At 66.8% G+C, this 13,279-nt stretch carries 9 protein-coding genes; 4 read left to right on the forward strand and 5 right to left on the reverse strand.

The genetic code is table 11. The annotated features are described in order from the left end of the window. Positions 1-17 precede the first annotated feature (17 nt). Genes dxs through ACK28C_RS02450 form a run of 3 tightly spaced genes read left to right on the forward strand, consistent with a single transcriptional unit; the run spans position 18 to position 3,988 of the window. Positions 18-1,877 (forward strand): 1-deoxy-D-xylulose-5-phosphate synthase, encoded by a 1,860-nt coding sequence (gene dxs, locus ACK28C_RS02440; RefSeq protein ID WP_409152405.1) that lies wholly within the window; start codon positions 18-20, stop codon positions 1,875-1,877. A 45-nt stretch (positions 1,878-1,922) separates the two neighbouring features. Continuing rightward, positions 1,923-2,744, forward strand: coding sequence for a TlyA family RNA methyltransferase (locus ACK28C_RS02445; RefSeq protein ID WP_409152406.1), 822 nt, complete (start codon positions 1,923-1,925; stop codon positions 2,742-2,744). 38 nt (positions 2,745-2,782) lie between these two features. Beyond that, complete coding sequence (locus ACK28C_RS02450; RefSeq protein ID WP_409152631.1) at positions 2,783-3,988, forward strand: HD domain-containing protein; 1,206 nt, start codon at positions 2,783-2,785, stop codon at positions 3,986-3,988. A gap of 25 nt (positions 3,989-4,013) precedes the next feature. On the opposite strand, the gene ACK28C_RS02455 is transcribed toward ACK28C_RS02450, so the two are convergent. Then, positions 4,014-4,946 carry a zinc-ribbon domain-containing transport protein gene (locus ACK28C_RS02455; protein WP_409152407.1) on the reverse strand — a complete coding sequence of 311 codons (933 nt, stop codon included), beginning with the start codon at positions 4,944-4,946 and terminating at the stop codon, positions 4,014-4,016. A gap of 425 nt (positions 4,947-5,371) precedes the next feature. Between ACK28C_RS02455 and alr the strand changes: the two genes are divergently transcribed. After that, entirely contained in the window at positions 5,372-6,523 is a 1,152-nt protein-coding gene (alr, locus tag ACK28C_RS02460; RefSeq protein WP_015556702.1) for an alanine racemase, read from the forward strand. A gap of 55 nt (positions 6,524-6,578) precedes the next feature. Here the strand turns inward: alr and dnaG are convergent, their stop codons facing one another. The 4 genes from dnaG to ACK28C_RS02480 form a co-directional block, all read right to left on the reverse strand. Further along, positions 6,579-8,318: a DNA primase gene (gene dnaG, locus ACK28C_RS02465; RefSeq protein WP_409152408.1), complete on the reverse strand. Its 1,740-nt coding sequence runs from the start codon at positions 8,316-8,318 to the stop codon at positions 6,579-6,581. A gap of 180 nt (positions 8,319-8,498) precedes the next feature. Beyond that, entirely contained in the window at positions 8,499-10,574 is a 2,076-nt protein-coding gene (locus ACK28C_RS02470; RefSeq protein WP_409152409.1) for a sodium-translocating pyrophosphatase, read from the reverse strand. 320 nt (positions 10,575-10,894) lie between these two features. Then, positions 10,895-12,154, reverse strand: a complete 1,260-nt coding sequence (locus ACK28C_RS02475) for a hypothetical protein (RefSeq protein ID WP_015556699.1) — start codon at positions 12,152-12,154, stop codon at positions 10,895-10,897. A gap of 10 nt (positions 12,155-12,164) precedes the next feature. Continuing rightward, positions 12,165-13,262 (reverse strand): hypothetical protein, encoded by a 1,098-nt coding sequence (locus ACK28C_RS02480; protein WP_015556698.1) that lies wholly within the window; start codon positions 13,260-13,262, stop codon positions 12,165-12,167. Positions 13,263-13,279 lie beyond the last annotated feature (17 nt).

A 13,279-nucleotide genomic window follows, 5' to 3' on the forward strand; every position in this document is an offset into this window, starting at 1 on the left:
GATTCCGGAGGCCTCCCATGACCTTTTTATCGCCTGAGTTCAAACACGAGGACCTTTTGAAGATCGCGCCGAAGGACCTTCCCGCCCTGGCCAGCGAGGTGCGGCAGGAGATCATCAGGACCGTCAGCGAAAACGGCGGACACATCGGCTCCTCCCTGGGGGTGGTGGAGCTGACCATCGCCATGCTTCGCTGCTTCAACCCCGTCCAGGACCGCATCATCTTCGACGTCGGGCACCAGTCCTACCCCTACAAGCTCCTCACCGACCGGGCGGGCCGCTTCAGCACGCTGCGCCTGAAGGACGGCCTCTCCGGCTTTCCCCGCCGATCCGAGAGCCCCTGCGACCACTTCAACACGGGGCACAGCAGCACCTCCATCTCCGCCGCGCTGGGCTACGCCAAGGCCCGAGACCTGCTGGGCGAGGACCGGCACGTCGTCGCCTTCATCGGGGACGCCTCCCTCATCAACGGGCTGGCGCTCGAAGCCCTGAACTACGTTCAGGAGACGAAGACGAAGGTCATCATCGTTTTGAACGACAACAAGCACTCCATCAGCAACTGCGTGGGGGGGTTCTCCACGATGCTGGCGCACCTCTCCGCCAGCACGTCCTACAACAAGATCAAGTCCGCCATCAAGGACGCCTGCCGCGTGCTGCCCGCGGGCGGCGTCCTGCAGCGGAGCCTGGAGGGCATCCACGACCAGATCAAGAGCCTCGTGAAGCCGAACAACATGTTTGACGACCTGGACATCAACTACTGGGGGCCCTTCGACGGCCACGACGTCGAGGCCTGCCAGGTGGTCTTCGAGCTGGCGAAGCGCTACGACCGCCCCGTGCTGCTGCACTTCAACACCGTGAAGGGCAGGGGGATGCCGGAGGCGGAGGCGGACCCCACGAAGTACCACCAGATGTCCCCCCGCTCTAGCGCCAGGGGACCCAAGCGGCGCAGCTGGAGCGAGGCGGCGTCCGAGGCGACGGAGGCGATGGCGGAGACGGATCCGCGCGTCGTCTGCTTCACCGCCGCTATGTCCACCGGCGTCAAGCTGGAGCGCTTTCGGACGCGCTTCCCGGAGCGGTTCTTCGACGTGGGCATCGCCGAGAGCCACATGCTGACCATGGCCGCGGGCCTGGCGGCGGGGGGGATGCGGCCGTGGGTCTTCATCTACTCCACGTTCCTGCAGCGCGCGATGGACCAGCTGATGCACGACGTCGCCCTGCAGAACCTGCCCGTCGTCCTGATGGTGGACCGCGCGGGGCTGGTGGGCTCGGACGGGGACACCCACCAGGGGCTGCTGGACGTCCCCTGGTCCCGCCCCATCCCCAACCTGGAGGTCTACACGCCCTCCGACGAGCCCTCTCTGCGGCAGATGATGGCCTGCGCGGCGCGGCGCGAGGGCCCCACCCTGATCCGCTACCCCCGCGGCTCGCTGCCCGCCCACAACGACCTCTTCGCCGGCACGGAGCCGCTGCGCGCGTTCCAGCTCCGGGACGGCACGGAGTGGGCCCTCATCGGGCACGGGGTGACGGTACACACGATGCTCGCGGCGCGCGAGGCCGCGGACGCCGCCGGGCTGCCCCTCCCCGCCGTCTACGACCTGCGCCGGCTCAAGCCCCTGGACGTGGAGACGCTGGACGACGTCCTGCACCGCTTCCCTCTAGTGGCCGTCGCAGAGGAGAACTACATGGAGGCAGGCGTCGGGGAGGCCGTCGCCGCCCGCATCGCGGAGACGGGGGCCCCCACCCTGCTGCGGCGCTTCGGCGTGCCGGACGTCTGCGTCCCCCACGCGACGCCGGAGGAGCAACGGGCGCTCTACGGCATGACGCCTGAGAACGTCGTCGAGGTCTGCCGGCCCTGTCTGGGCCTCTCGCAGGCCGTCTGACCCGTCCCGCGGCGCCGTTTCCATTTTCCATTGGAAGGCTGAACCATGAAGGCCAGGGAGAGGCTGGACCGGCTCATGGTGGACCGCGGGCTGGCGGAGACGAGGAACAGGGCGCAGGCCCTCATTATGGCGGGGCGGGTGCGCGTTGAGGGGCGGCCCGTCACGAAGGCGGGGACGGCCATCCCCCTGGACCTCCCCATCGAGGTGGACGAGGGCACGCGCTGGGCCAGCCGCGGCGCCCACAAGCTCCTGCAGGCCTTTGAGGCCTTCCCCGACCTCTCGGCGGAGGGGCGCACCTGCGCGGACCTGGGCGCATCGACCGGCGGCTTCACGGACGTGCTGCTGGCCCACGGGGCCCGGAGGGTCTTCGCCGTGGACGTCGGCTACGGACAGCTCCTGTGGCGCCTCGCCTCCGACCCGCGCGTCGCCGTCATGGACCGCACGAACGCCCGCAGCCTGACGGCGGCGGACTTTCCGGAGGCGATCGACCTCGCGGTCTGCGACGCCTCCTTCATCTCCCTGAGGCTCATCCTGCCGGCCATCGACGCCCTTCTCTCCCCGGCCGGGGAGGCGGTCGCACTCATCAAGCCGCAGTTCGAGGCGGGGCGCGAACGGCTGGGCGCCCACGGCGTGGTGCGGGACCCGGCGGTGCACGCGGCCATCCTGCGCGAGGTGACGGGCTTCGCCGAGGCGGAAACGGACCTCTTCGTGTCGGACATCACCTGGTCCCCCATCCTGGGGCCGGAGGGGAACATGGAGTTCCTCTGCCGGCTGACCCGCGAGGACCACGGCTTCCTGCCCGGCCTCGACCCGGAGGCGCTGGTCCATGAGGCCCACGCGGCGCTGGACGGGAAACGGAGCCTTTGATCCTTCGATTTGACCCTTCGACCGGAGTGTGATTGAACGTGATAACGCGGACGTTCCTTGAGCGCATCTTCTCGGCGGCCAGCATGAAACGCTGGAACGACCACCCGCACCCCGCCGTGTTCACGGAGCTGGGCAAGCAGGCGCACAAGATGGTCACAGCGTGGGTGCTGGGCAAGTGCGAGGAGGACCGCGGGGAGAGCGTGGACTGGGGGGCGCTGATCCGGGGCGGGATATTCGAGTTCCTCTACCGCGTCGTGGTGACGGACATCCGTCCGCCGGTGTTCCACAAGCTGATCCAGGACCCGGAGACGAAGGCGGAGCTCGACGCGTGGGTCGCGGAGCGCCTCGCGCCGGACCTCGCGGCCTTTTCGTCCGACATGGACCGGGCCTTCCGGGACTACCACCGCCGCGCGGGAGAGCGGACGCTCGAGCGGCGCATCCTGGGCGCGGCGCACTACATGGCCACGAGCTGGGAGTTCGCGTTCATCCTGCACTGGAGCGCGGACATGTACGGCATCGAACGGACGCGGCGCGAGGTGGAGGCCAACGTCGCCGCCATCGACCTGCCCTCCGCGCGGGCCATGCTGGACGCGCGGGACGGCTCCCCCCTGTGGGGGTTCATCTCCATGGTGGGACAGCTGACCTTTCAAAAACGCTGGGCTCAGACCGACCGAGTGCCGCAGACCTCCGTCCTGGAGCACCTCCTGTTCGTTGCCGTCGTCTCGTGGCTTTTGTCGCACGAGATCGGCGCGTGTCCGCGGCGGCTCTACAACAACTTCTTCTGCGGCCTGTTCCACGACCTGCCGGAGGTCCTGACGCGCGACATCATCTCTCCCGTCAAGGCCTCCGTCGAGGGGCTGGACAAGATGATCCGCCGCTACGAGCACGAGGCGATGAACGAGCGCATCCTGCCCCTGCTCCCGGACGGGTGGCACGACGAGCTGCGCTGGTACACGGAGGAGGAGTTCACCAACAAGACGTGGCAGAGCGGGCAGATCGATCCCATCCAGCGGCACGGGGGCGACATCCCGGCCGAGCTGAACCGCGACGACTGCAACCCGATGGACGGCCAGCTCATCGGGGTGTGCGACAAGCTGGCCGCCTACATCGAGGCGTCGGCCTCCATCCGCACCGGCATCCGTCCCACGGAGCTGGAGGACGGCAAGCGCGCCCTCTACCGGCGCTTCCGGAACGCGAAGGTCGCCGGCCTGCAGCTGGGGTACCTCTTCGAGTACTTCAGGTAGGGCGTCAACGCAGGCGGGCCCGCGCTCACACGGTTCTCTGCGATATCCCCCTGATGCGGCACACGGCCCAGTTTTTGCTGGAGGCTATCACCGTGCCGCCGCAGTAGGAACAGCGGGCCGATGCGTTGATGTCGAGGGGCGCGCCGCAGTGGGGGCAGTAGACCGCCTTCACGCCGCCCTTGGCCCGGTCCGTCCTCTCGCCACTCCTTCGCGTGAGCTCCCACTCGTACTCCATGAACTTCTCCCGATTCCTGCTGCCGGAGACGACCCGCCCCGTTCGGTCGTCCAGCGTGTACACCGTGATGCGCGTCCGAATCGCGGCCACGAGGAAATCCATGCCGCCCGCCTGGTAGTAGCCCTTCAGGCTCGCCTCCAGCACGGCGATGCGCTCGATGTAGTCCGTCTCGCGCTTACTGCGCATCGGGGCCAGCAGGCCCTCCATCTGATTGTAGAACGCATCCGTCAGCCACGGCCGCACGGGCTCGATGTTTTTGTTGTGCCAGCAGTTCTGCATCTGCACGTAGAGGTTGGCCATGTGCTCCTGGACCCCCGTCGCGCTGAAGTCCGGGTCCAGCTTCAGGTAATCGCTCATCGGCAGGAGGACTCTGGAGAGAACGACGACCTCGGGCATGTCCATCCGCTCCCTTTGGCGTTTTCCGACGAAGAACCCCCTGTCCCCGAAGAACCGGACGACGAAGTACAGGAACAACAGCATCGTGAAGACGTCGATGGAACCGCCGACCCAGCCCAGGTTTATGAAGCCGCCGCCGCTCCACCCGTCGCCCCAGCTGCTGCCGCCACTCCATCCGCCGCCCCAACTTCCGCCGTAGTCGCTGTTCCCCGCGAAGTTGCCGAAGTCGGAGCTCTCCCCGACGCTCAGGGGCAGGGCGCTGCCCAGACAGGCCAGCAGCAGGAGCAGTGCAAGATACGGCAACGCCTTTTTGAAAACGTCCTTCATGGTTCCTCCCTCCGCAGGCACACCCCGATGGCACCGCTGTCGGAAAACGCGCGGCAGCGCACTTCGCTTTGGCGCTTCCCTAAGGAAACACTGATTAAGTCGTTGAGAACTGTCAACCGCATAGACTCCCTTCAGTGCCTGAAACTTCACCAGGCCGCGCGAAGCGCGTGGGGCTTGGGGCGTAGCCCCATTTTAAAATTTTAGGGAAGCACTGAAGGATATCCTTCGTTTTGATGCTCCTTGATTGCTTTCAACAACTTTTGAATATTAATCAGCGCTTCCCTAAGTATAGCATTGCCGCGTTGAACCCGTCCGCGGTTTTGTTCTATAATACTTCCGTCCGAATGAATCCATGCCAAAGGCTTTGAGCCGCCTCGCAGGGCGGCCCTGCGAAATTCGTTTCCCGAACGGGAGGAGAGACTGAGATGACGAATCTGGAAATTGCGATGACCCGAACGTGGGCGGAGATCGACCTCGACGCGCTGGAGGGCAACGTCAGGTCGTTGAAGGGGCTGCTGAAGCCGGGGGTCAAGTCCCTCGCCGTGGTCAAGGCGGACGCCTACGGCCACGGCATCGTGGAGGTCGCGAGGAAGCTCGAAACGTGCGGGGTCGACATGCTGGCGGTGGCCTACGTCATGGCGGCCGTGACGCTGCGGAAGAACGGCATCAAGCTGCCCATCCTGTGTCTGGGACAGTCGGCACCGTCTCTGGCCCCCCTGATGTGGGAGTACGACGTCACCCAGGCGGTGGGGGACCTCGAAAACGGCCTCGCGCTCTCCAGGGCGGCCAGCGCCGCGGGGCGGACCATCAAGATCCACGTCAAGGTGGACACCGGAATGGGGCGCATTGGCTTCTACTGGCCGGAGAGCGGCTGGGAGGCCGTGGCCGACGAGATGGCGACGCTGTGCCGCCTGCCGGGGCTCGAGGCCGAGGGGCTGTTCAGTCACTTCGCCAACGCGGACGGCGACCCCGAATACACCCGCATGCAGATGGCGAAGTTCGCCGCGGCCCGTCAGGCGCTGGCGGATCGCGGCGTCACGTTCCGGCTGGGGCACATCGCGGCCAGCCTCGGCGTGCTGAGGTACCCTGAGGCGCATTTGGACATGGGCCGTTTCGGGCTGGTGCTCTACGGCTACGCCTCTTCGGACGAGGAGGTGGAGTCCCCCGCGGAGCTGAAGCCCGTCATGACGCTCAAGGCCCGGATCGCTGCCGTCCGAGAGCTGCCGAAGGGGGCGAAGATCGGCTACGGCGGCACGGCGGTCCTGAAGCGCGACTCCGTCCTGGCCGTCCTGCCCACGGGATACGCCGACGGGTACCCGCGCGCCCTCTCCAACCGGATGAGCGTCTACATCCACGACCGGCTCTGCCCGGTGGTGGGGCGCGTTTGCATGGACATGTTCATGGCGGACGTCACGGACGTTCCGGGGGTCAGGGCGGGGGACGAGGCCGTGCTCCTCGACGGGCGCCTGATGCTGAAGGCGGCCCTCGCGGGACACACGATCATCCACGAGCTCCTGAGCTGCATCATGCCGCGGGTGCCCCGCGTCTTCATCGAGAAAGGCGAAAAGAGGCTTTAGGAAGCCAGACCCGAATCCACCAAAATCAAAACGAAGGGCACGGGGCGGAAGAGCGTCAATTCCGCCTCTTCAGCGCCGAGGCCAGGGCGTGAGCCTCCGCCAGCTCCTCGGCGGTGGCCGCGCCCTGTTTCATCCTCGCGTTCAGCGCGGCAAGGCGGGCCTCGCCCCTGCGCCGCCTCAGCGCCGCGCAGACGACGCCCCAGGGGTCCGCGCCGTCGGGGGAGGCGGCAAGCTCGTCGCAGAAGGCGTCGCCCCGCGCCAGCAGGGCCAGGGGGTATCGGTCGTTCAACGACAGCCAGCGCGCCTCCAACGCCGCGGGGGACTCCATCAGGATGGCCAGGGCCACCTCCTTCACCCGCTCGTCGGAGAGAAGCGCCAGCACCTCCTCCGCAGGCGTCCGGCGGCGGGTCCCGTCGCGCCAGAGGAGGGAGCACAGCGCGGACTCGAGCGGGTCCAGCACCAGCTTCCGTTGAGGCTCCCGTTCCTCCGGCGCGGCGGGGGGCTCCTCGCGGCGGGACGAGGGGCGCGGAGCGCGGCGGCGAAAGTCCTCGAGCTCCCTCCAGAACTCGTGGGGGTAGAGGTTCAGCGCCCCGGCCAGCGTGGGGACGTGAGGGGCTATGCTGGAGGGGTCCAGCTGCAGGAGGCCGTTCATGAGGGACTCCACGCCGGCCCGGCGACCGTCCGGAGACTCCAGGGCCCCCCGGACGGCCGCCAGGTGCTGAAGGATCAGGGGCCGCGCGTTCGCGATCGCCTCCTCGAAGCGATCGGGGCCTCCGGACGCCAGCAGGAACTCGTCCGGGTCCTTCCCCAACGGCAGCGAGACGACGCGCACGTCGAGCCCCAGCTCCTGCAGGACGTACATGCCGCGCAGCGTCGCCTCCTGACCCGCCGCATCGCTGTCGTAACAGATGTAGCAGGTGTCGCTGAAGCGCTTGAGCAGCCGCGCCTGGTCCTCCGTCAGGGAGGTCCCCAGGGAGGCCACGGCCTCCGGAAAGCCGCACAAGTGCAGCCGCAGGGCGTCCATGTAGCCCTCCACCAGGATGGAGCGCTTTCGCTCCCGAATGGCGCTCCGGGCCTCGTGCAGCAGGTAGAGGTTCCTGCGCTTGCTGTAGATCTCCCCCTCCGGGCTGTTGATGTACTTCGCGCCCTCGCCGTCCACGAGGCGTCCTCCAAAGGCGATGACGCGCCCCGCGACGTTCCGGATGGGGAACATCAGCCGCCCTCGGAATCGGTCGTAGACGCCGCCCCGCTGCCCCTCCAGCGCCAGCCCGCAGGCGACGGCCTGACGCTCCGTGACGCCCTGGCCCCGAAGGTGTCGGGTCAAGGCGTCCCAGGAGCTGCCGCTCCAGCCGAGGCCGAAGCGGTCCGCGTCCGCCGGGGCAAGGCTGCGCCGCTCCAGGTAGGCCCGCGCCGCCGCGCCCTCCGGCCCCCGGAGCTGCGCGCCGAAGAACCGGGCCGCCTCCCCCATGACCTCGTACAGGTCGCCGAGCGCACGCTTCCCGTCGCCGCGGCGCGTCAGCGTCACCCCCGCCCGCGCCGCCAGAAGCTCAAGGCACGCGCGGAAGTCCAGCCCCTCCGTCTCCATGACGAAGGTGAAGACGTCGCCCCCCTTACCGCAGCCAAAGCAGTGGTAGTTCTGCCGCTCCTGGGACACGTGGAAGGACGGCGTCTTCTCGTTGTGGAAGGGGCACAGGCCCACGAAGTCCCGCCCGGCGCGGCGCAGCCGCACCCGGTCCCCAACGATGTCCACGATGTCCAGTTTTTCCTTGACGAGCTGCACGTCGTCGTTTGCCATAGCGGAAGGCTCCTTTCGCGAGCGGCTCGAGAGCGGGGGGTTGAGGCGTTCGAGACAGAAAAATTCGGGAGGGCGGACGCCCCCCCGAACTTCAGTCGATATCCCGCCGGCCGTCCGGTTTATTCCATCTCCAAAATCAAGTTCGTGGACGAGGCGGCTTTTGTGAGCGGAAAGCGGAATTTAGAACAGCGGGGCCAGCACCAGGGACACCACGGTCATCAGCTTGATCAGGATGTTCAGGCTGGGGCCGGCCGTGTCCTTGAAGGGGTCGCCCACCGTGTCGCCCACGACGGCCGCGGCGTGGTTCCTGGAGCCCTTGCCGCCGAAGTTGCCCTCCTCGATGTACTTCTTGGCGTTGTCCCAGGCGCCGCCCGCGTTGGACATGAAGATGGCCATCATGACGCCCGTGACGATGGCGCCGCCCAGCAGGCCGCCCAGCGCCTCCTTGCCCAGCAGCCAGCCCACCAGGATGGGCGAGACGATGGCGATGCAGCCGGGGAGGATCATCTGGGTGAGGGCCGCGTGGGTGGAGATGGCCACGCAGTTTTCGTACTCCGGCTTGCCCGTCCCCTCCATGATGCCGGTGATCTCGCGGAACTGACGGCGCACCTCCTCGATCATCGCCTGAGCCGCCTTGCTGACGGCCTCGATGGACAGGGCGCAGAAGATGAAGGGCAGCATACCGCCCAGGAACATGCCCACGATGACCTTCGGGTCCATGATGTCGATCTTGCTGATGCCCGCGGCCTGGGAGTAGGCAACGAACAGGGCCAGCGCGGTGAGGGCCGCGGAGCCGATGGCGAGGCCCTTGCCCATGGCGGCGGTGGTGTTGCCGATGGCGTCCAGGTGGTCCGTGATCTCGCGGACCTCTTCGGGCAGGTCGCTCATCTCGGCGATGCCGCCCGCGTTGTCGGAGATGGGGCCGTAGGCGTCCACGCTGAGGGAGATCCCCGTGATGGAGAGCATCCCCACGGCCGCGACGGCCACGCCGAACATGCCGGCCAGCCAGTAGCTGAGCAGCGTGGAGGCGCAGATCAGGAGGACGGGGATGCCCGTGGAGATCATGCCCAGGGAGAGGCCGGAGAGGATCACCGTGGCGGCCCCCGTCTCGGAGGAGGCGGCGACGCCGCGGACGAAGCGGTAGTCCCCCGAGGTGTAGATCTCGGTGACGTAGCCGATCAGGATGCCCGCCAGGATGCCGGAGGTGACGGAGAGGAACACGCTGATGGAGTTCGTGAAGAAGAAGAGGAGGCTGAAGATGAGCGTCCCCAGGATCATCAGGATGCCCGCCGCGAAGGTTCCGGTGCGCAGGGCAAAGGCGGCATCGCCCTGATCGATCCGGTCCATGACCCGCTCCATGCCGGGGAGCAGCCGGATGAAGCTCACGACGATGTCGGAGAAGGGCGCCTTGCGTGAGATCATCATGCAGCCTACGATGGAGGACAGGACGCCCCAGGAGGAAAGGATCAGCGGGAAGCCCACGCCCCACAGGCCCAGCGTGTCGCCGTCCTTCGTGAAGGAAAACGCGAAGCCGATGGCCATGGCGGCGATGATGGCGTTGACGTAGGACTCGAAGAGGTCCGCGCCCATGCCGGCGATGTCGCCCACGTTGTCGCCCACGTTGTCCGCGATGACGGCCGGGTTGCGGGGGTCGTCCTCAGGGATGCCGGCCTCCACCTTGCCCACCAGGTCGGCGCCCACGTCGGCCGCCTTGGTGTAGATGCCGCCGCCCACGCGGGCGAAGAGGGCGATGCTGCTGGCCCCCATGCCGAAGGCCGTCAGGACGTTCACGTCGTTCAGGAAGAGGTAGGCAGCGGCCAGTCCGATCAGGCCCAGGCCCACGACCACCATGCCCACGATGCTGCCACCCGAAAAGGCGACCTCGAGGGCGCCGCCCGCCGCGTTGTCCTTCGAGTTGTCCGACGCGGCATAGGCGGTGCGCCCGTTGGCCTGAGTGGCCACGTGCATTCCGATGTAGCCCGCCCCCGCGCTGCAGAGGGCCCCCAAGACGAAGGCAAAGGCCTGCCCCACACCGAGGAGAATCCCCAGGAGCACCGCGACGACCCCTACGAAGGGAGCCAGCCAGGAGTACTCCTTCTTGAGGAACGCCATCGCTCCCCCGTGAATGATGCCCGAGAGCTCTGAAATCCTGTCGTTTTTGATGGAGCTCTCCGAGAGCTTTTGAAAGACCGTCCAGGCGTAAGCGCCGCCAAGGAGACCAAAGACCAGAGTGATAAACACAAGAACCAGCCACACAGCGAAAAACCTCCCACCTTGATTTTTTGGACGATTCCGGACGCCAACACGAAGGACGGCGCCCCTTCCTCCCGGTGCGTCGGTCCCTTCGCGGCGTCCAAAACTTCCTACTGTAGAAGATTATAGCGTATTCAGAGGGAAATCGAGGGAAAAAATCGATTGACATACTCCCACGAACAATTCCGTGCCCAGGCGCCCAAAAGGCGGGGCGTACTATGGCCTTTCCCGCCGCACTGTCGTAAACCGACGGCCCCGCGGACTCCCCGCGGGGCCGGAAAATGTGTGCGGGCTCTATCCGAATGGGACCGTTCCGCTCCGCATCAGGGGGCCTGCGATCCGGAGACGATCGAGGAATCCACCTTCTGGACGGCCTTCAGGACGTCGGTCGGAACGGGGAGCTCCAGCTCCGCCTCGTCGGCCTGGATCAGGAGATAATCGCCGCCCTGGAGCGTTCCGAAAGCGGGGAGAACGAACAGGGCATGTCGCCGTTCGTCCACTGGGCCGTGTTTTCTGACTGACCAGGGGGTCTTTTTCAATGCGGCGATATCCATGAAAAACAGGACGTTGTGCAGCTGCAGGGGCTCCGTGTGGGTGAACAGAACCGCTCCTCCGCCGCCTTTAAACTCCATTTTCAAATCGGTCCTGCCAAGGGAGCGTCCGTCCAGCATTCCCTGCCGGTCGGGGCGGAACAGGCTCTCCGCCAATCGGGAGAACGCTTCCGGGGCGACGCGGTAGGCGTTGAAATAATAGTTTCGGGTCAGCACATAGATGTTGGCGAATCCCCCGCCATCGGGAAGATCGATGTAGAAGTTTCCGTCCCGCAGGTCCATGAGCTCCCGATAGCGGGGGAGGGAGTCCACGGAGACCGGGGGCGTGATCGAGACGGGGTCCCCGCCCGACAGGGGAAACAGGAAGGGGACGTCTTTGGCGCTGGACTCGGAGACGTAGTCGAGAACGGAGACCAGCTGCGGCACGGCTTGAGAAAAAAACAGTTCGCGGTCGAACGTAAAGTGGATGCCGAGCTTCAGCTTTTCGGAGCCGGACTGGAACGAGGTCCCCTCCGTGGAACAGCGGATAAAATTCGACAACGGCATCGAGCGGAACACGTCGACCAGAATATCTCCGGCCTCCTGAACCTGCTGCTCCCGTGTCGCGGCGCGCGTCACCAGGCTCACGCCGTCCAGCACCGAGCGGCTGGGGTCCTTCTGAAGCAGTCCGGCGAGCAGGTTTTCCTTTCTTATCCAGGCCCGGATGGACACGGTATGGCGCCCCTTCTCCTCCCTTTTGGCCGTGACCTCGTATTTTTCGATGAACGCCCGGCTGAGACGGACGATGTTCTCCTCCGTTTGCCCGTCCTGCGTTCGGGTCAGCCCCTGGGAGAGAAAGCCGATGGCCTGCTGGACGGCGCGCCGGCGCGCGTCGGCCAGGGCCTGCTCCTCCGAAGTCCCCGTCCCCTCCGCGTCCGCGACGATGAACGCGTCCGCCTCCCGCGCGGCGAGCGCGGCGAAGGCGGCGGCGCAGGAGAGCGCCAGCGCGCAGAGTGCGGAGAAAAACCAAGCCAACAGGATTTTTCGTGTCATAACTCCCGCCCTACCTTTCCAGCTCCAGGGAGACCGTGATATCGGAGACGCGCGTCAGCTGGGACTGAGGCAGCCGGAACTCGAAGGGCTGGCGGTGTTCTCGGAAGAAGGCATATCCCCTGCCCGAGGCCGCCCCGAAAAGGGGGGCCGCGATCAGCGAGAGCTGATTCCTGTCCTTCCGCTCCTCGATTCCGGCGAAGAACCACGGGTTTCCCGTCTCGCTCCGCCGGTCGGAGAAGAGGAGCACGTTGGAGAGGTTCAGGGGAACGGGGAGCCGCTCCAGTTCCGATCCCGAGGCGTCGCGCAGGGAAAAGTGCAGCCACGCGCGACGGTGCGTGCGCAGCGTCGCCCTGCCGAAGTCGTTCAGCCGTGCCCCCCGCCTCGCGGCGTCCAGGAAAGCGGCGGGCAGCGTCCAGGCGCGAAACGATAGATTGGGCCCCAACAGGTAGAACACCGCGGCGCTTCGCTCCGAAGGGGTCTTGTACTCCTCAGCGAGCTCCGAGGCCAACCCGGCGGAGTTCGCGACTCTGTCCATGAGGCGGGCCAGAGGCTCGGAGAAATCCCGCTCGAAGCGCGCCTCGTTCAGGGAAAGGGCGACGCCGGCCGTCAGAAGACCCTTGCGGACGTCGAGCGTGCGATCCTCGATGCGGACATCCAGAAAACGCGCCAGATCCAGGGATTGGAAGAAGGTGTGCAGGCCGTCCTGCCCTGCGTCCAGCAGGGGCGTGCTCCTGCGGGCGAGGCCCCCGGAGGTTCCGCCCTTTCGGATCGTGCGGGCGGCCTCGCGCACCGCCTGCGGGTCCACCGTCACCTTTACGATCAGGACGACGCCGTTCTCGTCCTGACCGGACTCCAGAACCTCGTACCGCGTCGCCGTGCCTCGGGAGAACTGCACCAGCCGCTCCTTCAGGCGATCCCCCGCAAGCTCCTCGGCGCCGGACAAAAGCGTCCCCAGGTTCTTGCGGATGGCCTCGTCGAGGGCGTTGGCCACGGCCGCCTCCTTCGTCGCGCCGGAGGCGCGCACCACCGTCTCGAAGAGCCCTTCCGCCGCCGCGGCGCTCCACGCCAGCGCCAGTGTGAGCGCACAGGAAAAAATCGTCTTCTTCATTAGTCGTCACCTTTCAG

Source organism: Fretibacterium fastidiosum (assembly GCF_964642095.1).
GTDB lineage: Bacteria > Synergistota > Synergistia > Synergistales > Aminobacteriaceae > Fretibacterium > Fretibacterium fastidiosum.